General features: G+C 62.3%; 22 protein-coding genes. 6 read left to right on the plus strand and 16 right to left on the minus strand.

The annotated features are described in order from the left end of the window. Positions 1-135 precede the first annotated feature (135 nt). The 7 genes from BLS50_RS21990 to BLS50_RS22020 all read right to left on the minus strand — a co-directional run bounded on the left by BLS50_RS21990 (position 136) and on the right by BLS50_RS22020 (position 8,967). Positions 136-1,008, minus strand: a complete 873-nt coding sequence (locus tag BLS50_RS21990; protein WP_176934274.1) for a DUF4435 domain-containing protein — start codon at positions 1,006-1,008, stop codon at positions 136-138. Continuing rightward, on the minus strand, positions 998-2,341 hold the full coding sequence (locus tag BLS50_RS21995; protein WP_080486906.1) for an AAA family ATPase: 1,344 nt from the start codon (positions 2,339-2,341) through the stop codon (positions 998-1,000). Before BLS50_RS21995 ends, BLS50_RS21990 begins: the two co-directional genes overlap by 11 nt. A gap of 919 nt (positions 2,342-3,260) precedes the next feature. Beyond that, the gene (locus tag BLS50_RS22000; protein ID WP_074804062.1) at positions 3,261-5,120 is read right to left on the minus strand and encodes a methyl-accepting chemotaxis protein; all 1,860 of its coding nucleotides are present in this window, start codon (positions 5,118-5,120) and stop codon (positions 3,261-3,263) included. Positions 5,121-5,292: 172 nt separating this feature from the next. Further along, a complete protein-coding gene (locus tag BLS50_RS22005; protein ID WP_074804064.1) occupies positions 5,293-5,964 on the minus strand; it encodes an OmpA/MotB family protein in 672 nt (223 codons plus the stop codon). Positions 5,965-6,034: 70 nt separating this feature from the next. Continuing rightward, positions 6,035-6,799, minus strand: coding sequence for a flagellar motor protein (locus BLS50_RS22010; RefSeq protein WP_011548274.1), 765 nt, complete (start codon positions 6,797-6,799; stop codon positions 6,035-6,037). Positions 6,800-6,812: 13 nt separating this feature from the next. Further along, on the minus strand, positions 6,813-8,063 hold the full coding sequence (locus BLS50_RS22015; RefSeq protein ID WP_074804066.1) for a Crp/Fnr family transcriptional regulator: 1,251 nt from the start codon (positions 8,061-8,063) through the stop codon (positions 6,813-6,815). A 241-nt stretch (positions 8,064-8,304) separates the two neighbouring features. Then, positions 8,305-8,967 carry a glutathione S-transferase family protein gene (locus BLS50_RS22020; protein WP_074804068.1) on the minus strand — a complete coding sequence of 221 codons (663 nt, stop codon included), beginning with the start codon at positions 8,965-8,967 and terminating at the stop codon, positions 8,305-8,307. Between the two features lie 287 nt (positions 8,968-9,254). On the opposite strand from BLS50_RS22020, the gene BLS50_RS22025 reads away from it, so the two are divergent. Beyond that, positions 9,255-10,631, plus strand: a complete 1,377-nt coding sequence (locus BLS50_RS22025; protein WP_074804070.1) for a polyhydroxyalkanoate depolymerase — start codon at positions 9,255-9,257, stop codon at positions 10,629-10,631. An 82-nt stretch (positions 10,632-10,713) separates the two neighbouring features. Here the strand turns inward: BLS50_RS22025 and BLS50_RS22030 are convergent, their stop codons facing one another. From BLS50_RS22030 to BLS50_RS22050, 6 genes are all read right to left on the minus strand, one after another. Further along, positions 10,714-11,178, minus strand: coding sequence for a DUF3761 domain-containing protein (locus tag BLS50_RS22030; protein ID WP_011548278.1), 465 nt, complete (start codon positions 11,176-11,178; stop codon positions 10,714-10,716). A gap of 62 nt (positions 11,179-11,240) precedes the next feature. Further along, positions 11,241-11,378, minus strand: coding sequence for an HHHH-motif protein (locus BLS50_RS36010; protein ID WP_176934276.1), 138 nt, complete (start codon positions 11,376-11,378; stop codon positions 11,241-11,243). 294 nt (positions 11,379-11,672) lie between these two features. After that, the gene (locus tag BLS50_RS22035; RefSeq protein ID WP_027813051.1) at positions 11,673-12,107 is read right to left on the minus strand and encodes a cupin domain-containing protein; all 435 of its coding nucleotides are present in this window, start codon (positions 12,105-12,107) and stop codon (positions 11,673-11,675) included. Between the two features lie 83 nt (positions 12,108-12,190). Beyond that, the gene (locus BLS50_RS22040; protein ID WP_074804072.1) at positions 12,191-12,958 is read right to left on the minus strand and encodes an ABC transporter ATP-binding protein; all 768 of its coding nucleotides are present in this window, start codon (positions 12,956-12,958) and stop codon (positions 12,191-12,193) included. Between the two features lie 33 nt (positions 12,959-12,991). Beyond that, positions 12,992-13,705 carry an ABC transporter permease gene (locus BLS50_RS22045; RefSeq protein WP_027805616.1) on the minus strand — a complete coding sequence of 238 codons (714 nt, stop codon included), beginning with the start codon at positions 13,703-13,705 and terminating at the stop codon, positions 12,992-12,994. Next, positions 13,702-14,391 (minus strand): ABC transporter permease, encoded by a 690-nt coding sequence (locus BLS50_RS22050; RefSeq protein WP_074804074.1) that lies wholly within the window; start codon positions 14,389-14,391, stop codon positions 13,702-13,704. The genes BLS50_RS22045 and BLS50_RS22050 overlap by 4 nt, the downstream gene beginning before the upstream one ends. A 677-nt stretch (positions 14,392-15,068) precedes the next feature. On the opposite strand from BLS50_RS22050, the gene BLS50_RS22060 reads away from it, so the two are divergent. From BLS50_RS22060 to hutC, 3 genes are all read left to right on the plus strand, one after another. Continuing rightward, positions 15,069-15,383 carry a hypothetical protein gene (locus BLS50_RS22060; RefSeq protein ID WP_074804076.1) on the plus strand — a complete coding sequence of 105 codons (315 nt, stop codon included), beginning with the start codon at positions 15,069-15,071 and terminating at the stop codon, positions 15,381-15,383. 136 nt (positions 15,384-15,519) lie between these two features. Then, on the plus strand, positions 15,520-16,647 hold the full coding sequence (locus tag BLS50_RS22065; RefSeq protein WP_074804078.1) for a porin: 1,128 nt from the start codon (positions 15,520-15,522) through the stop codon (positions 16,645-16,647). A 181-nt stretch (positions 16,648-16,828) separates the two neighbouring features. Next, entirely contained in the window at positions 16,829-17,524 is a 696-nt protein-coding gene (hutC, locus tag BLS50_RS22070) for a histidine utilization repressor (RefSeq protein WP_011548284.1), read from the plus strand. Positions 17,525-17,544: 20 nt separating this feature from the next. Here the strand turns inward: hutC and BLS50_RS22075 are convergent, their stop codons facing one another. Beyond that, on the minus strand, positions 17,545-18,786 hold the full coding sequence (locus BLS50_RS22075) for a glycosyltransferase (protein ID WP_074804081.1): 1,242 nt from the start codon (positions 18,784-18,786) through the stop codon (positions 17,545-17,547). 95 nt (positions 18,787-18,881) lie between these two features. Here BLS50_RS22075 and BLS50_RS22080 point away from each other — a divergent pair, with 95 nt between their 5' ends. Beyond that, positions 18,882-19,502 (plus strand): TetR/AcrR family transcriptional regulator, encoded by a 621-nt coding sequence (locus BLS50_RS22080; protein ID WP_074804083.1) that lies wholly within the window; start codon positions 18,882-18,884, stop codon positions 19,500-19,502. A 185-nt stretch (positions 19,503-19,687) separates the two neighbouring features. Further along, complete coding sequence (locus BLS50_RS22085; protein WP_006482519.1) at positions 19,688-20,041, plus strand: hypothetical protein; 354 nt, start codon at positions 19,688-19,690, stop codon at positions 20,039-20,041. Positions 20,042-20,079: 38 nt separating this feature from the next. On the opposite strand, the gene BLS50_RS22090 is transcribed toward BLS50_RS22085, so the two are convergent. Then, positions 20,080-20,877 carry an alpha/beta fold hydrolase gene (locus BLS50_RS22090; RefSeq protein ID WP_074804085.1) on the minus strand — a complete coding sequence of 266 codons (798 nt, stop codon included), beginning with the start codon at positions 20,875-20,877 and terminating at the stop codon, positions 20,080-20,082. A gap of 109 nt (positions 20,878-20,986) precedes the next feature. Continuing rightward, positions 20,987-21,904, minus strand: a complete 918-nt coding sequence (locus BLS50_RS22095; RefSeq protein ID WP_006479595.1) for a LysR family transcriptional regulator — start codon at positions 21,902-21,904, stop codon at positions 20,987-20,989. Positions 21,905-22,108 lie beyond the last annotated feature (204 nt).

Raw genomic sequence — 22,108 nt, forward strand, 5'->3', positions numbered from 1 at the left:
CAATTCATTCACATCAGACTCAATCCAGGTATTTTTTTGACCAATTTTCACATGACTATATTGACTCAATAGAGTAGGCTAAAAATCTCACTCCGTGCAAAATTAATGCCACTTCGCACCTTAAAAACCCAAAAACTACGCCGCAACAGCCGTTCCTCTCATGACTCGCTTGACGTGCTCAGAAATAAACAAAAGAGACTCAAACCCACACGCACTTGCAAGCCTATAGCAAAACGAATCACTTGTGATATTTTTAACACCCCATACGTCCGACAACCAATGTGCAAGCAACGCCAGCAAATGCTTTCCACATGCCCGACGACCAACATCCTCAAGATCAAACGATATATGTCGATCGCCGGCACGACGCATCTCATCAATATCCGAGTACACACCACTAGTCTTCAGGGTTAAAAACAACCCCGCTTCGTACAGCGCAACTTTATTTGCATCAATTATATAACGACTACAACCGACAAATCTCTCAATTGCCAACCCACACCCCTTTGCCCCGACTTTATGCAACTGAGTCAAGATAAACGCCCGAACAAGAGATCTAATATCATTCAGTGTTTTTCTATAGAAATCATCGAACCTCAAATTCTCCCTGACATCATTTATATGCCTCTTAGGATATTCTGAAATAATTAGATTTAAAATTGCGTCAAATTCAATGAAATAATTTTCAATCGAATATCTCTTCAAGTAAATTATCCTCTCATCCTCAACAACCTCCCCAAGTAAATCATCATAATCCATATCCAAAATATAGAATGCAGGCCTCCTACTTGCCGGATTTTCTCGACAATGAGTCAAAACATTTTCCTTTCCACCCAACGGAAATATGTTATCAATTTTAACGTCAGGCATAATCTTTCCAAGTATACTTAAGTAAAGATTTTCTTGCCCCACATCTTCCACATAAAAAAGACAGTCGTTAAATTCGAAAAGAAAAACGTCAATCGCCGCGAGTGCATCTTCGCTATATGCCGGAACATCATTCAACATCATCCACTCCAGCATAAAGACGCGGCATCACAACACAGTCTTTCTTATTTCTACCGACAATCGCCGGCGAATGTGTTGCAATCACAATCTGCAAATCCTTATCAGCAAGAGCAATAAGCGCATTTAAAAATCTCTCCTGCCACCTAATATGCAATGACAGTTCAGGCTCATCAATAATAATTGTTTTAGATCCTTTTTGAGGAAACGCGACATAGGTTAAAAGAATGAGTAACTGCCTTTCTCCGGACGAAAGCTTATCCAAGTTCCTTTGCGGAACTCGCACGATTTTATTTCCCACAGCATGGGACGTTTCATTGAGAAACGAAAACGTCAGCTGAGAACTCTTTTTCCCGAGATTTACCTTCTTTCCACTATCTTCGAACAAATCGTTGAGCGTCTCGATATATTTATCCCATTTATTCGAAACACGGCCCCGCTTCTCTTTCGCGCGATCAAACGCCTGAGAAACGGCCCTCAAACGAGTCATTTCACGCTTCCAATAAACGAAATCATTTTTCAGCTCATGCTCAGGTATTTTCTCAAACCTATCCCAAGCACCTCTCAATTCCTGAAAATAGAGCGCCAACCCCTCATTATTTTGAGCATCCCCCAAGGCGGAATTCAAATCACGCTCAATAGAGTATATATTTTTCGCAAATTCCCCCATATCCTCCACAAAATCACCTTGCAGCAAATTATTGCGCGGCATAAATGAGGAAACGAGAAGATCTCGAGTCAATTGCGTATCAATATGCTGAATCCTTATTCGCATATCAGAAACAATGTCGCGAATAATCTCATTAACGCGCTCCATTGGAGTTTCTTTTTCTCGCTCCATTTTCCAAGGAGTCCGATACTTCGACTCGCCATCATCGATAGCCATTACTCGCTCTAGCGTGATGTTTGTAATTCGAGGAAGCTGCTTCAAAAAATCCCACAACGGCCGCTCATCTTCATCAGGAGTAAGCCCATGATTGAGAGCACGGGTATAAGACTCGGTCCCTTGTGCCTCAATTTCAGGATGACGAAGCGCAACGACTATTGGAATCGCCAAATTTTCATCCCCAACAAGAGACAATACAAGACGGTCCTGGGTCCGCCCAACAGTCAATAAAAAATCTTTATTTTCAATTGAAAAAGAAAGATATATAGACTCAAATGCAATTGATATCAAATCCCCAAATCTTAACGATATCAACCAGCTGACCATATTCAAAACCGTAGTTTTCCCACTTCCATTAATACCAACAAGTAACGTTAGCTGATCGTTAAATGAAACATTTATATTCAATGTTCCATGAACCTTGGTAGCTTCAAATTTTTTAATCTTCATTGATATTATTTATCATCATAAAATAACACCGCAACCCAAACAGCTACGCACCAACGTAGCCAGTTCAAGCGCGACCTAGTAAATGGCTACATCGCCCCAAAAGCATAAACTATGTGCAAGCCCATCTGAATCATCATTCGAATCTCAAAATATGCTCGCAGTTTCTCCTTCGTCGTGCCCCCCGACTCATAAGCCACAATCCTCAGCAGCGCACCTCGCAACTGAAGATATAAAGACCTCTCTCCGCGCGTAGCCACACCTACTGCAGTACTGAGCCCCTCGGCTCTCCATCTTGTCTTACCCGGAGCAGTAACGCCTCACCACCGCATCAACCGACCCCGCTTCACCGGCCGCTCAGCAGCCAGAAACGCCGCCGCATCATCGGCACACGCATCCATATAAAAGTCTCGGTATCAACGATAACAGCAACATCATCCGGCGACTTGCCACTTACGTCCATCGTTTTCGCCCAAATATTCAAAGAGGAACCGTCTCAATAAGCAGACTCACCTTCCCCCCGCTGTCATCCCGTCAACCGCGGCAACGATTTTGACATTACTCCCCACCTTTACAGAAAATCCTTTCACCTTTATCGTCTCGAAAAGCTTAACCAGCCGCGCATTCCCCTCCGCTGCATATTTCTTGCCCATCCGCCTGCTCTTCCAGCCTAGCCGCGCCAACCTCCGCCGTAACCTTCTCTCGATAAGACAGATAAGGAATCCGTCGGCGACCCGCCGTCCTTCGCCTCACCGCCGAAGGACGGCGACAAGCAATATCACCCCTCCCAATCCTCTATCTGAGAATATGTTTCATTTATATAAACGCCCCCAAACTCTGCACCGACATACAAAAACGACTGCCATGAACCCACGGCAGCCGTCCAAAACACCCCAATCCCAAACCTCAAATCAACCCTCACTCATCCCACCTTAAAAGCCGAAACCACCTTGGTCAATTCCGCCGCCTGCTGCTTCAAACTCTCCGCCGCAGCCGCGCTTTCCTCGACCAAAGCCGCATTCTGCTGCGTCATCTGATCGAGCGACTGCACCGCATCCCCGATCTGATCGATCCCGGCACTCTGCTCCAGGCTAGCCTCCGCAATCTCGCTCATCATCGCGCTAACGCCCTGAACCTGCGAGACAACATCGCTCATCACCTTCCCCGCCTCACTAACAAGCCGCGACCCGGCACCCACCGTCCCCGCGCTATGCTCGATCAGCGACTTGATCTCCTTCGCCGCCTGCGCGCTACGCTGCGCCAGATTCCGCACTTCCGAAGCGACAACAGCAAACCCACGCCCCTGCTCCCCCGCCCGCGCCGCCTCCACCGCAGCATTCAGCGCCAGAATATTCGTCTGAAACGAAATACTGTCGATCATCACGATGATCTCGGAAATCCGTTGCGAAGCGTCACTAATCTGCTCCATCGTCGTCACGACCTCGCCCACCACCTGCCCACCACGCGCCGCCGTATCCGCCGCGCCATTGATCATCTTCGCCGCGGTAGTCGCCGTCTCGGTGTTGTTGCGCACCACGGCCGTGATCTCTTCCATCGACGAAGCCGTCCGCTCCAGGTTGCTCGACTGCCCTTCGGTGCGTTCGCTGAGGTCCGCATTCCCCGAAGCAATCTGCGCCGACCCGGTCGCAATCGAAGCCGAAGCCGCCCGAATCCGATGAACTAGCGTCGACAGCGACGACACGAACCGGTTGAACGCATCCGACAGCTGCCCGATCTCGTCCTCGCTCTCGACCGTCATGCGGCGCGTCAAATCGCCCTGACCGCTGGCGATCTCCGACAGCAGCGTAGCCGCCCGACGAATCGGCGCGGCAATCGCGCGCCCCACCAGCCAGATCACGAGCAACGCAACCCCAAGCCCCACCACCGCCGCCACCAGCGCCGCGCTGCGGATCGCGCGCGTCACCGGCCCGAGCAGTTCGGCCTGCGGCACCTGGACGACCACATACGCATTCAGCTCCGGAATGAACGACGTCGCGATGAAGCGCGCGCCGCCATCGCCCTCATAGCTGAGGTACGCATACGGCTTGCCCGCAAGCAACGTCGACGATGCATCCCCCGGCAGCCCCGATTCATCCTTCAGAAAATGCTTGCCATCGATCAGCGACGTATCGCGATGCATCATGATCGCGCCGTCGGGGCGCACGAGGTACGCAAACCCGGTGTCGCCGATCCGGTAAGCCGAGATGCCCTTCGCGAGCGCATCGACGGACAGGCTCATGCACGCCGCACCGACCGGCACACCGTCGAGTTCCACGCGGCTGTTGATGAACATCATGTAGCCGCCGACGGTCACTTCGCGATCCATGTTCACGTCGTACGCCTTGCCCGACGACAGGAAGCTGGTCAGCCACTGATCCTGGTCGGTCACCTTCCGCTGCAGGCCGGCTTCGTTGTAGTAGTTGCCGCTCTTCACCGACACCCACTGCACGGACGCGGCCTTCTGCTCGTCCTTCACGTTCTCCGCGAGTTGGATCCAGCTACGCGTGCCGGCATCGGGTTCGCCGTCGGCTTCCCATTGCAGCAGGAACGCATCGCGCGCCAGAATGCGCGACGCGGCGATCGGGCCGGCCATCTGGCGCTGCACGTCGGCGCGGATGCCATTGACGGCGGTCGGCAGCTCTTCGCGGACGACGCGATCGCGCACCGCGTTGCCGATCAGACGGACGCTGAGCCCGCTCGAAATCGCGACGAACACGAGCAGGCAACTCGTCATGCTGAGAATCAGCTTGTTCTGAATGGAAAGCTTGCGCCAGAAATGCATGGGGAACCCTCGATAACCGCTCGGTCTGAGCCAGATTGGGTTATCGGCATGCACGCGCAGAACCGCATCGCTGATTTCAGATAGCGATCATTCGAGATTCGTTATGTTGTTGATGGGTGGGCATATGCGGCTGCCTATATGCACGAGGAACAACGCAAATACGAGGCACTGGTCAATACGCAACAAAGATCGTCACCCGCCGGTTGCGTGCCCTTGAAGCCGCATCGTCCCCCGCAACAAGCGGCTGCGTATCCGCCCGCCCGATCGCCGCCAGCCGATGCGGCGCGACGCCGCGCTCGGTCAAGTAGCGCACCACACTCCCCGCGCGCGCCGACGAAAGCTCCCAGTTCGATTCGTATTTCGCGTTTGCGATCGGCACGCTGTCCGTGTGGCCTTCGACGAGGATGTCGCCGGTTGCATGCTCGCTCAGTGCCTGCGCAATCTGGTTAAGCACCGGCGACGAATCGGGCAACAAGCGTGCATCGCCGACGTTGAACAGTATCTTCGCGTCGATACCGATCTCGACGCCATGCGGCGCCTTCACCAGTGAAATGCGTCCATTCGATTTCAACGAATCGAGCAACGCGAGCCACGGCGGCGCAGGATCGGCCTTGGCGATATCGGCCGCGGCAGTCGCAGCACCCCCAGCCTGCCGCGCAAGCGTCTGATACCGCGCATCGAGCGCGTTGTATTTCGCGAGCTGAAGCACATACAGCGCGAGAAACAGCACCATCAGCGTCGTGATGAGATCCGCGTACGAAATCAGCCAGCGTCCGGACTGCGCGCCTTCGAGTTCGTCATCGTCGCGATCGGCAGCGGACGCGCCGTCAGTTCGAGCCGTCATGCTATCGGGAATCCGGGTTCGTCATGCGGTACAGATACAGGCCCATGCGCAAGCACAAAACGCACGAACATCACGCCAGCGATTCCGCCGCCCGCCCGCGCACATCGCCGGTCAACCGCGTCTCGATCGTATGCGGCGACTCCTTGCGCGAAATCGCGAGCAAGCCGTCGAGATACAGCTTGCGAAACCGCATCTCGCTATCGATCTGTGCGCGCAGCTTGCCGTACAGCGGCAGGAACACGAGGTTCGCAAACGCGAGCCCGTACAGCGTCGCGATGAACGCCACCGCGATACCCGGCCCAAGTTGCGCCGGCTCCAGAATATGGCTCGTCACCTGCACGAGCCCGAGCACCGAGCCGAGAATGCCGAAGGTCGGCGCATAGCCGCCCGCCTGCTGCCACACACGCACGGCAGCGAGGCGGCTGCGTTCGTACGCATCGAGTTCGCGCTGCAACGCATCTTCGAGCACCGCGGTCGACACGCCGTTCGCCAGCAGTTCGAGCCCGCGTCGCGCGAACGGATGAATGCCGCTCACATCCATCGATTCGAACGCAAGCAGCCCGTCGAGCTTCGCGCGGTCGCCCCATTCGAGCAGATCGGACAGGTTCTTGCGATCGACTTCGCGCGCCCGCACGAACGCGAGCCGCAACTGCTTCACCGCGTCGAAGAAGCGCGCCCACGTGTTCTGGATCATCACCGCGCCGAGCGTGCCGCCGAGCACGATCACGAGCGCCTCGAACTGGAACAGCATCGAGAAGTGCCCGCCTTCCAGCGCGAACCCGAACACGATCGCCGCGCCACCCAGCACCACACCGACCAGGGTCAACAGATCCATACGTACCCCCGTATCACGCATCCGACGCTGAAGCCGATGCGACGGCCGTCGCACCCGCCGCAGGCGCCTTCGCCGCACGTATGGCCTCCAGCACGCGCTGCTCGATGTCCTCGATCTCGACCGGATCGAGCTTGAGTTCGCGGCGCATCACCCACGACACCTCGTTGCGCCGCGCCTCGGTCATCACGGAAAACAGCTTGTCGGCCACCGCTCGATCGTCGAGGTTCGCGATCAGCTTCGCGAGGTCGTAGGTATCGAACGCGCTGATCACGTCGAACAGCGTGCGCTGGTCGATCCACACGAGATCCTCGAGCGCGCGCACGTCGCCGCCGCGGCGCCCGTTGCGACGCGAGAAGTACGCCACGCCCTTCTGTTCGACGTAGTTGAGCACCTTCGATTTGCGGAACGCGAACACTTCTTCCGCGATCTCGCCGTTCGACAGCTTGTTGAGCAGCAGCGTCTTGTCGACACCGATCAGCGATTCAAGATCGGCCAGCTCGATGAGTTCGAGTTCGCTGTTGATAGACAGATCGAGATCGTGATCGGCGACCTGCTGCGCGCGGTCGATCACGCGTGCGGCGTCGAACGTGACGACCTGGCGCGCATCCGACGAAGCCGCGTAGTCGCTCGCGACGCCGGCACCGTCGCCCTGCGCGGCTTCGATCGTGACGAGGTTGAGCTTCTCCATGCGTCGCAGCATCGCGAGCACGTGCGGCCGCGAATGGCCGGCAATCGCACGGCATTTGCGGATCACTTCGGCGAGCGGCACGGACGTTTCGGCCGCATGCGCCTGCATCGCCCGGCGCGCCCACGTGTCGCCCGCTTCGCGCGCATCGGCGCCGGCCATCAGCGACAGCACGTGCGCATACGACAGCACGCCCGGCATGAAGTCCGCATGCGTATAGGTCGCGAGTTGGTCGTCCTTGCGCTTCACGCGGCGGATCATCGTTCGCACGATATGGCGCAGCAGCGCGGACACGCGCTCGATTTCTTCATCGAGCACGCCGGCCGGCACGACCGTGAGCTGGCAGAACGACAGCGCCTTCGCGGTATGCGCACGCGGTTCGGCGGCAAGTAGCGCCGATTCGCCGAAGAACTCGCCGCGGCCGAGCGTCGCGACGATTACGCGCTTGTCGTCGCAGCGCGTGGACAGCTCGACCTTGCCGTCGGTAATGAGGAAGAGGACGGGCTCGCCCGCGAAGCCCTCCGAGTAGATGATTTCTCCGGGCGCCGCGGTACGCGTCCACGATTGCTGACGATTCAAGTCGATTCCCCTGCTGCGCTGGTTATTGCGGACCGCGCGTCGCACGTCTGAAGCATGCGATCACGAGTCGTCCCCGTGACTCGTTTACGTCATCGTGCGCAACATCCTTTAGGGCATTCGTACTCGTTTCGAACCGAAATCAAGGTGAAACGTTTGCGGATTGCGCAGGCGCAACGATCGTTCGTTTCGCCGCTTGCGCAAGTAGTGAAATTGAAAGCCTGCCGCGACCGCCCGCGTCGGGTCAGAACTCCATGTCGAGCTCGTCGATGTCTTCGTGCTCGGCCTTCGCCTCCTCGATCCACTCGGCGACGAACGGATGCGCGAGGACGCGCATGCAGTACTCGGCGACGTCCGGTTCGAGCTTCACGTCATAGGTCAGGAAGCGCGTGACGACCGGCGCATACATCGCGTCGGCGATGCCGATCTCCGCCCCGAACAGCCAGGGGCCGCCGTATTCGGCCAGGCACTCGCGCCAGATCGTCACGATTCGCTCGATGTCATGCTGCGCGCGCGACCAGATCCGGAAGCCGGGGAAATGCCCGCGCAGGTTCATCGGCAGCGCGGATCGCAACGCGCTGAAGCCGGAATGCATCTCGCCGCAGATCGACCGGCAATGCGCGCGTGCATGCCGGTCGTCGGGCAGCAGCCGCGCCTGCGGGCGGATCTCGTTCAGGTATTCGGCGATCGCGAGCGTGTCCCACACCGCGTTGCCGTCGTGCGTCAGGCACGGCACGAGAATCGACGGCGACAGCAGCAGCAGCTCCGCGCGCGACGTCGCATCGATCGGCACGCTGATCGTCTCGAACATGAGCCCGCTCAGCTTCGCGAGCAACCAGCCGCGCATCGACCACGATGAGTAATTGCGGCTGCTGATGGTCAGCGTCGTCCGTGCGTTGGATTCCATGTTTCTCCCCTGCTGAATGTCGTTCGTGCCCCTGCACCGTAAACGGACGTGCCGCATGAACGACCGCACCACGCCTGTGCGGCGCGTTCGCCGAACTGGCGCAACATCGCCCGGCATCGCGGCACGTGTCGCACGCCGACCAGCGCGGCTATGCACGGCCTTTGCCCTGCCGCCATCACGTACCGCGCGCCGCCGCGTTCCGGAACCACGTGCAACGCGCGTGCCAGCGAGCATGCTGGCATACGGCTTGCCTCGTTCCCTTCACTGCGGCGTCACGAGCGACGGTCATGAATCTGCTTGCCTATCCGTTTTATCAATGGTCTGCGGAATGCCTGCGCCCGGCGCGTGCCTGGGCGGCCGCGACGCGCGCGACGATGTCGCTGTGGCCGCCGGCGACTTCGACGCCGACGGGCCGCATGGTCGACGCGCTGTGCGAACTGCTCGAATGCTGCGCGTTCTCGCACCGGCGGCCGCCGTTCGGCATCGCGTCGGTCGTCGTCGACGGCGAAACGGTGCCGATCGTCGAGGAAGCGGCGACAACCACGCCGTTCGGGACGCTGCTGCATTTCCGCAAGGCCCGGCCAGTCGCGCGCCAGCCGCGCGTGCTGATCGTCGCGCCGATGTCCGGGCATTTCGCGACGCTGCTGCGCGGCACGGTACGCACGATGCTGGCCGATCACGACGTGTACATCACCGACTGGCACAACCCGCGCGACATCCCGCTGGCGGCCGGGCGCTTCGGTTTCGACGAGTACGTCACCCACGTAATCGACTTCATCCGCCACATCGGCCCAGACGCACACGTGCTGGCGATCTGCCAGCCGACCGTCGCGTCGCTGGCGGCAGTGTCGCTGATGGCGGCCGGCGGAGATCCAGCGCAGCCCGCGAGCCTCACGCTGATGGCCGGCCCGATCGACTGCCGCGTGAATCCGACGAAGGTCAACGAACTCGCGACGAGCCAGCCGATCGAATGGTTCGCGCGCAACCTGATCAGCGTGGTGCCGACGGGTTTCGTCGGCGCGCAGCGGTGCGTGTATCCGGGTTTCGTGCAGGTCGGCGCGTTCATGTCGATGAACCCGGACCGGCATGCGGCGTCGTTCGCCGATCTGTACTACGAACGCGCGAAAGGCGACCCGGCGAAAGCCGACACGTTGCGGCACTTCTACGACGAATATTTCGCGACGGCTGATCTCACCGCGGAGTTCTATCTGGAAACGGTCGAGAAGGTGTTCCAGCAGTACGCGCTCGCGCGCGGCGAGCTGGCGGTGGGCGACACGCTCGTCGAACCGGCGGCGATTCATCGCACCGCACTGTTGACGATCGAAGGCGAGAAGGACGACATCTGCGCGGTGGGCCAGACGGTTGCCGCACAGGAACTGTGTTCGGGGTTGCCGTCGTACCTGAAGACGCACCATGTACAGACGGGTGTGGGGCACTACGGCGTGTTCAACGGCAGCCGATGGGAATCACAGATCTATCCGATCGTACGCGCGACGATCCACGACAACGAGCCGTACGATCGCACCACGGACGCGCAAGGCAACACCAGCGGCACTCACTACGTCACGCTGCGTGCGCTGCTCGATGCGCGCGCAATCGGCATCGATACGGCAACCGAAACGCAATCGCCTCACGCGGACGGAACGCGGGTAGCGACACAGTAAATCGCCCCGCCAAAGACGCGGGGCGACGTTTGCTGCGGCATCAGGACAGCGCGCGAGTGAAACGACTCGCGCGCCGGACTCGTTACGAGCAGGCCTTGCCGTGCGACGCGTGGTAGCCCTTCGCCTTCGCGTCGGCTTCCGACATGTAGCTGCCGTGCTTCGTCTTGCCGTAGTACTTGTCGGTCGAGCAGTGATAGACCTTCGAGGCATCATTCGCCCACACCTTGCCCGCGCCGCCGCCCGGCGCTGCGGCGGTCGTCGCGGCGGCGCTCTTCGCGGGTGCGGTGCCCGATGCCGGCGCAGCCGAAGCCGCCGTTGCGGGCGCCGCGGCCGGTGCGCTCGCCGCGGCGGCGGCCGATGCGCCGTACCACGTCTTCACGCCCTTGTGCCCTGCACACGCACCCTTCTTCGATGCGCCCGAGTAGAACGAACCGTCCTTGCACAGCCCGGTCGTGCCGGCCGGCGCGCTGGCCGGAACCTGCGCGAACGCACCGATCGACACACCCATGCCGGCGACCAGCGCGGCGATCAACATCGTTTTTTTCATGGTCCTCTCCTGATTTGCCTGAATGATGAAAACTTCCGGGGCCTTCCCGGCAACAGCGACGGTTACCGCACCCAGCGGCACACGCGGTGGTGGTGATGATCGAAGTGGCACACGCGGTGCGAATGCGCTTCGGCCAGTGCCGGCACGAGCACGGCGCAAGCCAGTGCGGTGGCCGTCAGGATCTTCGCGATGCGGGTCATGGTGAAACTCTCCCGGACAGGTCAGCCGGCGATCCGGCTGGTACCTCCTTAACGCCGGTCGTCGACGGGCCGTGCACCGCACCCATGTGCAATTGACGATCTTTGACATCGCCTCGCCGATCGATGGCCGAAGCTGACGAATGTCTTTCTTTTCTTTCTGGTTCTTCAGCTTCGCGATCGTTTGGAATTCGAAGGAATGTGTCTAAGCGAAAAGCCGTTCGCGAAAGTCAGTGGAGCAAGAAAAAACCGCCTGAGTGCAGGCGGTTCGTCGAAAACGCACACCCAACCGGCACGCTACGCACCGGCCTCGCCCCACGGCGTCGGCTCCGGCACCGCGCACGGGCCGTCGACGTCGATCGATTTGAAGTCGGCAGGCCCGACGATCTCCAGGTACTCCATGTCCGGCGAGTAGTCGAACAGGTAGTGGACGATCCCCGGCGCCTGGTGCACGCAGTCGCCGGCCGCCACCAGCGTTTCCTGTTCGCCGTACATGAAGCGCGCCCAGCCCTTCAGCATGATCACGATATGGAACTCGGCCTCGTGACGGTGCCAGCCGGTGCCCGCCTCCGGTGCATGATTGGCCCTGACGAGTTGCGCGACGACCTTGCCGTTCGTCGCGGCGGCGATACCGAGATCGCGGTACAGGAAGAAGTCGCGCAGGCCCTCGCCTTGAAAGGCGGTGTCCTGCGGCTTCACGTGGGAAAAAGCGGTGGTGGTCGGCGTGCTCATCGCGGTGCTCCTTCATCGAAAGGATCACGCGAGACAAGCATTAAGCGTTCCAGTTTGGCGGCGGGTCGAATCCGTGCGCGTACTTACTTCAACCGCCCCGACAGAAACTGCCCGAGCCGCTCGCTCTTCGGATTCACGAGAATCTGTTGCGGATCGCCCTCTTCCTCGATCTTCCCCTGATGCAGGAAGATCACGTGGTTCGACACGTTGCGCGCGAAGCCCATCTCGTGCGTGACGACGACCATCGTGCGGCCTTCCTCGGCGAGCTTCTGCATCACCTTCAACACTTCGCCCACCAGTTCCGGGTCGAGCGCCGACGTCGGTTCGTCGAACAGCATCACTTCCGGCTCCATCGCGAGCGCACGCGCGATCGCCACGCGCTGCTGCTGGCCGCCCGACAGGTGCGACGGATACATGCCCTCGACGCGCGGCGCGAGGCCGACCTTCTCCAGATACTTGCGTGCCCGGTCGATTGCCTCGTCCTTGCCGACGCCGAGCACGGCCATCGGCGCCTCGATCACGTTCTCCAGCACCGTCATGTGCGCCCACAGATTGAAGTGCTGGAACACCATCGACAGTTTCGTGCGCATGCGCTGCAGCTGCTTCTGGTCGGCCACGCGCAGCGAGCCGTTGCGGTCGCGCGTGGTCTGGATCGGCTCGCTGCCGATCGTGATCTGCCCCGAGCACGGCTGCTCGAGGAAGTTGATGCAGCGCAGAAACGTGCTCTTACCTGAGCCGCTCGAGCCGATGATGCTGATCACGTCGCCGGCCCTCGCCTTCATCGACACGCCCTTCAACACCTCGTTGTCGCCGAATTTCTTGTGCAGGTTGTCAACGGTAAGCTTGTACATGCGGGGTCCTTCGTTGCGGAGCTTGCGAATGCGTTAGTGGCCGCGCGGCGAGAGATACGCAAGCCAGCGCGTCTCCAGCTTGCGGAACGCCCAGATGAGCGCGAACACGACGACGGCGTACAGCACGGCCGCGATGCCGTAGGCCTGGAACGACATGTACGTCGCCGAATTGACGTCGCGCGTGACCTTCAGGATGTCGGGCACGGTCGCGGTGAACGCGAGCGTCGTCGCGTGCAGCATCAGGATCACTTCGTTGCTGTAGCTCGGCAGCGAGCGGCGCAGCGCGGACGGCAGGATGATGCGCGTATAGAGCTTGAAGCGCGACATCCCGTAGGCCATCCCGGCCTCGATCTCGCCGGCCGACGTCGCCTTGATCGCGCCTGCGAAGATCTCCGTCGCATACGCGCATTCGTTCAGCACGAACGCGAGCAGCGTGCAGTTCATCGCATTGCGGAAGAACGTGTCGAGCAGCACGTGATCGTGCACGACCTGCAGGCTGTAGATACCCGTGTAGCACATCAGCAGTTGCACATAGAGCGGCGTGCCGCGGAACACGTACGTATAGAGCCACACGGGGCCGGAGATCCAGCGGTTCGACGATGCCCGCGCGATCGCGAGCGGCACCGCAAGCGCGAAACCGAGCGCGATCGACACGACCAGCAGCCACAGCGTGATCGCGAGGCCGCTGAAGCGGTAGCCGTCGGAATAGAGATAGCTTTGCCAGTACTGGCCGACGAGTTCGATCACAGTGCGAGCCTCCGGACACCGACGGAATAACGCTTCTCGAGGTGATGCAGCACGACGTTGGACACCGTCGTGATCGCGAGGTAGATCGCGCCTGCCGCCAGCGTGAAGAAGAAGAAATCGAGCGTGCTCTTGCCCGCGTCCTGCGACGCCTTCACGACGTCGGCGAGGCCGATGATCGACACGAGCGCGGTGGCTTTCACGAGCACCTGCCAGTTGTTGCCGATGCCCGGCAGCGCGAAGCGCATCATCTGCGGGAACAGGATGCGGTGAAACACGCGCCAGCCGCTCATCCCGTACGCGAAGCCGGCTTCGAGCTGGCCGCGCGGCACCGCGAGGAACGCGCCGCGGAACGTCTCGGTGAAGTACGCGCCGTAGATGAAGCCCAGTGTGACGACGCCGGCCGCGAACGGGTCGATGTCGATCTGGTCCCAGCCGAGCAGGTCCGTCACGTCGTTCAGCAGGATCTGGATCCCGTAGAACAGCAGCAGCATCAGCACGAGGTCTGGCACCGCGCGGATCAGCGTCGTGTAGAACGTGCCGACCGACTTGAGCACGCGGTTAGCCGACAGTTTCGCGGCCGCGCCTGCAAGGCCCAGTATCAGCGACGCGGCGAGCGACAGCACCGCGAGCTTCACGGTCTCGACCGTGCCGGCCCACAGCAGCGGGCCAAATCCTTGGAAGATCATATGAGGGACCCAGAACGAGGTGGCTGGATTGTCGATAGCCATTAACGGCGCATCAAACGAGTTCTACGCACGACGTGATGCTGCCGGCTCATCAAGCCGGACGTATCACGCGAACGGCGCGGCGAGGGCAATACCGAGTGCGAGTTTCTTCATGGCGTTCCTGTCGGAGGCGAACCGGCGGCGGGTTCCGGGCGGGCTGCCTGCCGTGACCCCTTCCAACCGGTGGATCGCCTCCTTCGGCGACGCCCAAGTTGTACATACAACTTTGCCTTTTCCGGGATGGGGTCAGCAATCCGTGTTTATCTCTAATTGTCGGCGGATTAGGGCCGCGCGCAGGATTTTCCTTAGTTTTCAATTAATTATTGGTTACGCGAAGCTGAATGACGGCTTTCTTGCGGCGTACGGAAGCCGCCGAACGGCGCGCGGCGGCTGTCTAGACTTCCCCGGCTGCGACGATTTTTCCACGCCGGCCAGCCGGTCATCCCACGACGGCGTGGCCGCCGCGCGCTCGTCATGCCCTTCCCTCTTGAGCACCAGCACCGCACCGCGCGTTTACGCCCCCTTTGCAGACGCGCGGCGAGTCTATACACCGTTTCGCCGCGGCGATTCCTAGAATGGGCTTCATGTCCAAGACGAGGCCTCCGCAGTGCGGAGCACGACGTGACGGGGATGAGCACATGACACCGACCAGAACGGAACTTGCCGCTTCATGCGATCTGCTGCCCGATCGCTCGCGGCGCCGCTCCTCCGCGGACGCGCTCGTGCTGCTGTCGATCCGCGTCGAAGCGGACGACCTCGCGCTCGTGCGACGCCGGTTGCATCAGGCGGTCGGCGCGGCGCTCAACTTCTATACGGCCGCGCTCGACCACCGCACCGGGCGCGCGTGCATCGAGTTCGAAGTCCCGCGTTCGCAGGCATCGCCCGCGATCCTGTCGATCCTGCGCGTGCTGCCGGCCGCCGAGTTCGGCACGATCCGCCTGTTGCAGCACTAGCCGGCGTTCGCCGCCGCCGCGCGTGACACGCGTCACGCGCTTCCCCTTTTCATCGATTCGAACGCGCATGTCCGCACGGCCACGCGCGGCGGATCGCCGTTCCCGTCGCAACGGGCCTTTCCAGGAAATACACGTAATGAAAAGAGCAGTCGTCGGTACCCTCTCGCTCGCCTTCGTCAGCGCCGTCGCGCATGCGCAAAGCAGCGTCACGCTCTACGGGATGCTGGATGCCGGTATCGCCTATACGAACAACCAGTCGGGCAAAAGCGCGTGGCAGCAAGGCAGCGGCCTGCTGTCGAATACGGTCTTCGGGCTGAGCGGCAACGAGGATCTCGGCGGCGGCCTGCATGCGCTGTTCCGCCTCGAAAGCGGCTTCAACCTGAACAACGGCACGCAATCCTATCGAAACACGCTGTTCGGCCGCCGTGCGTACGTCGGCCTGCAGAGCGACCAATACGGCACGCTGACGATCGGCCGCCAGTACGACGCCGTGGTCGACTATCTCGGCCCGCTCGCGATGGCGAACAACGGCGACGGCAACAACCTCGCGTCGCATCCGTTCGACAACGACAACCTCGACGATTCGTTCTATATCGACAACGCGGTGAAATACACGAGCCCGACGCTCGCCGGCTGGCAGTTCGGCGGCCTGTACGGGTTCGGCAACGCGGCCGGTGGCTTCGCGAACAACCGCGCATACAGTGCGGGCGTGTCGTATGCGAACGGGCCGGTCAGCCTCGGCGCCGCGTACCTGCAACTCAATCGCGGCGGCTTGACGACGGGCGGCGCACTGTCGGCGAACGATGCGCCGAACTTCCCGGCCGTGAGGCAGCGCGTGATGGGCGCCGGCGGCAGCTATGCGTTCGACCGGCTGACGATCGGCGCGTTGTGGACGCATGCGATGTTCGACGAAACGGGCGCGTCGTCGCTGCCCGGCGCACTGAATGCGCTGCGCTTCGACAACTACGAAGTCAACGCGCGCTATGCGCTGACGCCGGCGGTTTCGTTCACGGGCGCCTATACGTTCACCGACGGCCGCTACGACGACGCAACCGGCAGCCACCGGCCGAATTGGCACCAGGCGACGCTGATGGCCGACTACGCACTGAGCAAGCGCACCGACGTGTACGCGGAAACCGTGTACCAGCACGCGTTCGGCGTGCCATCGGGCGCGACGCTCGGGTTCGCGAACGTCACGGGGCTCGCGGCTTCGTCGACGCGTACGCAGGTGGTCGCAACGGTCGGCATCCGGCATCGGTTCTGAGCGCAAGCGGGCCGCGGAAGGCCGGCCGCTCTGTGCAATCCCGCATGGACGCGCACCGGCCGAACGGGGATCATTCAGGGAATCCGGGCCGGCGCGCCCGCGAAACCGGTACACTCGGCGCCGGGCGCGCGCCGGATCGGCATTCGGCGGCGGCCCGCTGCCGACTCTGAATCGTGATCCCATGACCACACCGATCTATCAGGAAATCAAGGACTTCATCCTCGCGCGCATTCATGCCGGCGAGTGGGCGGAAGGCGACCAGGTGCCGTCGGAGAACGAGCTCGCGCGCGAATTCAACGTCGCGCGGATGACCGTCAACCGCGCGCTGCGCGAACTGACGGCCGAGCAGGTGCTCACGCGCACGCGCGGCTCCGGCACGTATGTCGCGTCGCCGAAATACGAATCGACGCTCGTCGCGATCCGCAGCATCTCCGACGAAGTCGCCGCGCGCGGCCACGGCTATCGCGCGCAGGTGCTGCAGGTCGGCGCGGCCGTCGCCGATGCGAAGCTCGCCGACGAACTGCAGCTCGACACCGGCAGCCCGATCTTCCATTCGCGCGTGCTGCATTTCGAGAACGACACGCCGGTGCAACTCGAGGAACGCTGGGTCAACCCGGCCTGCGCGCCCGAATACGCGTTGCAGGACTTCACGACGACGACGCCGAACCAGTACCTGACGCGCGTCGCGCCGCTGCAGCGCGTCGAATACCGGATCGAAGCCGCGATGCCCGACGCCGAAACGCGCCGTCACCTGACGATGGACGATCGCGAGCCGTGCCTGCTGCTGCATCGGCGCACGTGGTCGCAGGGGCTGGTCGCATCGGTCGCCAATCTGTGGCACCCGGGCAGCCGCTACCGGTTCACCGGGCATTTCTGATCCGATGCCGATGCGCGGGCTCACCTCGCGCGCGGTCGGCCCCATCGTTCGATCGCGCTGACGGCCTGCTTCAAGCCATCCTCCTGCGCGAGGCGCGCACCGAGTTCTGTCGCCCGCGCCTTCGTCTCGCCCCGTTCGGCAAACGCGATGCCCCGCGCCAGCGCGACGGCGTCCATACGCCGCCCCGCGACCGACTCAGCCGCGACACCGAGCCGTTGCAGCCGGTTCGCCCAGAAAAACTGATCGCCCGCGAACGGCACGACCACCGACGCAATACCGGCCCGCGCGGCCGAATGCGCGGTGCCCGAGCCGCCGTGATGCACCGCCATCGCGACGCGCGGGAACAGCCAGTCGTGCGGCGTGTCGCCGATCACGCGAACGTGCGCGGGCAGCAGCGACGCATCGATGCCGCTCCAGCCCGGATAGAACAGCGCGCGCCGGCCAGCCAGCGCCTGCGTCAGCGCCGCGGCCATCGCCGCGCGATCGAAGCCGGCCATGCTGCCGAAACCGATGTACACGGGCGGCTCGCCCGCGTCGAGAAACGCCGCAAGTTCGGGCGACGGCGCCCACGCACGCGCATCGATCCGCCACTGGCCGCAGGCCTGCACGTTCGACGGCCAGTCGGCCGGGCCGGACAGCAGCGCCGGCGACACGCCATACAGCATCGGATGATCGGTCCACACGTGCTGGCGCGGCGGCAATCCGCATACGCCGGCGCGCGCGGCATTCGTCGACTTCCTGAACGCCTGCCACAGCAGCGCATTCACGAACCGATGGCTCGCGCGATTCAGCCAGCGCGGCAGCTTCCCCGGCGGCAAGAACGGCGACGCGAATTCGGCGGTCGGCGTGATCGGGATCATGCCCGTGCCGATTGCCGGGATGCGGCGATATTCTGCGACCGACAAGCCGACGAACGACACGAGCCCCGACACCAGGAGCGCGTCGCACCCGGCCGACGCGTCCGCCACTTCGCGCATCCATGCGCCCGTGTTCGCATTCGCGATCGCCGCGAGCGCCTTGGAGGTGTCGTTGAAGCCGCCGCGCCCGCGCACCGCATCGGCCAACGCGCCTTCCGGCGCAATCGCGTGACGGATATCGCCGGACAACGGCGCCGACAGCACGCCGAGCGCAGCAGCCGACCCGAGCGTCGCCGCATCGGCCAGCAGCCGGACCTCGTGCCCGGCATCCATCAGCGCGCGGCCGAGCGCCGCGAGCGGACGCGTGTCGCCTTCGGTACCGTAGGTGGCGATGACGAGTTTCATGCGGAGCTCCTCGTGCACGACGGAAAAGAATGGTTTCGTAAAAGTGTACGTCGTATACTAATGCAATTCGTACACTTTCAGTCAACCGCCCTGCCATGACGATTCCGACCGACGATCCGGGCCGCCGCGCGCGCAAACGCATCCAGATGCTCGCGCATCTCGCCGCGACCGGCGCACGCCTGTTCGATGCGCACGGCTACGAGGCCGTCACGATGGAGCAGATCGCCGCCGAGGCCGATGTCGCGAAACGTACGCTGTACAACCACTTTCCGACGAAGGAAGCCGTGCTCGCGCACTGGCTCGAAGGCGAACTCGCGCGCGATCTCGCGCATTTGCAGCGCGACGTCGCGCGGCGCAAGACCTTTGCGTCGCGCATGGGTTGCGTGCTCGACGCGTCGGCAGCGTGGTGCGAACACCATCCCGCGTACCTGCTCGCGTACCTGCGGCATCGCTTCCTGAGCATCGGCGCAGCCGAACCGGAGCGTGCGGGAGAGAACGGCAGCGATATCGCGCTAGTGTGGCAGCAACTGATCGCCGCCGGCCAGCAGGCCGGCGAACTGAACGCCGCGCTGCGGCCCGATCAGCTCGCAACGTGGTTCCATCACCTGTATCTCGCGGCGATGCTGCGCTGGCTGACCGTGCCGGGGCTGTCGCTGAAACGGGAGTTTCAGTCGGTCGCGAAGCTGTTCATCGAAGGCGCGGAAGCGAAACGGTGACGCAGCCGACGCGTCGCGTGGCGCACACATTTTGTTACAACGAACCCACACTTCGCATGCCAAATTTCCTGAGCAGCAGTATGCTGATGCCGTACGGCTGCGCATTGTGCGTCGGGCAATCCGTCGTTCGCACGCGACACGCGCCGCCGTCGCGACCGCAATCACGCGTTGCAAGGAGGGTTGTGATGGCTACCACGCATCAGCACTTCCACCTCGAACTACGGCACGCCACCGCGCCGACCTACTTCATCAGTTACCTGTTCCCCGCGTTGCTGTTCGTCTACGAACTGCTGCGCGTCGGCCAATGGATTCGCGATCACGGAATGCAATTCGTCGCGTTCAAGCAGATGGGTTACGAGTATCTGCTGATGCTGCTGTTCGTCGGACTGCAGATCGTCGTCGAGGCGATCTTTCTGCTCGGCGCGGCGATGCGCAAGGATCATCGCGATTTCGAGCACCGCTTGCCGAACGTGATTCTCGGCATCGGTCTGTCGATCGTACTGCTGGCGATCGATCTCGCGATCCAGCTTTCGTTCTGACGGCCGGCGGGCGTCCGCCCGCTGGCGATGACGAACGCTCAGGCGCCCGCGTCGCGCAGCAGCGTCGCGACAGCGGCCAGCACGTCGTCCGTCCGCTCACGGTGCGGCAGGTGTCCGCAGCGGGCGAGCAGCAGGAACGACGACGGCCCCGCGATGCGCGCGGCGATCCGTTTCGGATGCACGTCGGACCCGTATTCGTCGTCTTCGCCGTGAATCGCGAGCGTCGCGCACTGCACGCGCGGCAAGTCGTCGTCGAGGCTCCAGTCGCGGAATGCCAGCGACAGCCACGTGTCGACCCACGCGCGCAGCACCCATTCGGCCTTGTCGCCGTGATAGCGCGCGAGCCGGTCGAGCTGCCCCGGTTCGTCGAACTGCCGCCCCGCGTCACGAATGCCGGCCAGCGTGCGATCCTCGACGAACGCCTGCGCGGCGACCGTCACGAGGCCGCGGCAACGCGCCGGATGCGCGGCCGCACAGCCGACCGCCATCCCGCCGCCGACGCTGTGCCCGAACGCGACGAACGCATCGACGCCGAGCCGTTCCAGTACCGCAGCGAATGCATGATCGGCTTCGTCGCGCACGAACGTCGTGCCGAGCGTGCCCGGATGCCGATCGGAGCGGCCGAAACCGACGCGGTCGTACGCGATCACGTCGCGCTGCGTCGCACGGGCGAGCTGCACGGGAAAGTCGCGCCACAGGTCGACGCAGCCGAGCGAATCGTGCAGCAGCACGATGGGCGCGGCCGCGTGCCGTGCCGGCTCCGCACGCCAGCGTTTCGCAAAGAGACGCCCTTGCGGCGTCTCGACGGTCGTCTCCTCGGTCACGATATCGGTCATGTGTCGGTCGTCTGCATGAAAGCGGCCGCCCGTCGGCGGCCGATCGAATCCGGGCATGGTGGCCTGCCGGCGCGCGCAGCGTCAAGAGAAGCCCCTGCCGCCCGCGCGTTCATTCGGGCTGCGGCGGCAGATACTCCATCTGCGCTTCGTCGTACAGCCGGTAGATCAGCGCCTGCATCGCGCGGATATCCTCCGATTCGTCGAGCATGCGCATGCTCATGATGATCGGCGACACGAGGTTCGGATCGTCGAGCGGCTTGTAGCTGATGTCGTCGCGCTTGAGCCCGTACACGCTCTGCGGCACGACCGATACGCCCTCGCCCATCGCGACGAGGCCGAGCGCGATCTGCAACTCGCGCGTCTCGTAGATCCTGCGCGGCTGCAGCGCGCGATCGTGGAAGGCTGCGAGCACCTGGTCCGCGTAACTCGGGCGCGGCGCCTTCGGAAAGATGATCAGCGTGTCGTTGACGAGATCGTGCAGCGACAGCACGGGCTTCGCGCTATCGAGCACGTGGCCGACCGGCAGCGCGACGATCATCCGCTCCTCGCGCAGCACGACGCGCCGCACGCTCGGGTCCTCGTGGCGGATGCGGCCGAACCCGACGTCGATGCGCCCTTCCTTCAGCGCCTTGATCTGGTCCATCGTCGACATCTCGTGCAGGCTCAGCTCGACGGCCGGATATTCGCTGCGAAAGCGCCGGATGATCTTCGGCAGCATCCCGTACAGCGTCGAGCCGACGAAACCGACCGACATGCTGCGCTCGATCTTGCCGACCCGCTTCGTCATCGATTCGAGTTCGGTGGTCTGCGCGAGCAGCTGCACCGCATGCGAATAGAAGAAGCGCCCGGCATCGGTCAGCTTCAGCGGCCGCGCGGTGCGCTCGAACAGCGGCACGCCGAGCGCTTCCTCGAGCTGCTGGATCTGCCGGCTCAGCGGCGGCTGCGCGATATGCAGCCGTTCCGCCGCCCGCGTGAAATTCCGCTCTTCGGCTACCGCGACGAAGTAGCGGAGGTGTCTCAACTCCATGTTCGAATCCTCCCGGGACAGGCAACGGACGCTCATCCGGCACCGCGCGGACAGCGTCCGCACCGGCCACCCTCGCCGGCTTCGTACCGGCCTCCTCGATCGCCTGCTTCCCGATCCCGTCACGATACCTCAGCCGGCGCCGGAACCGGCTCGAGCCGCGTCGTGCTCGCGGCGACGCCCAGGGTCGCGCAAAGCAAAACGGGA

Origin of the sequence: Burkholderia orbicola, assembly GCF_900100915.1 — a bacterium.
Taxonomy (GTDB): domain Bacteria; phylum Pseudomonadota; class Gammaproteobacteria; order Burkholderiales; family Burkholderiaceae; genus Burkholderia; species Burkholderia orbicola.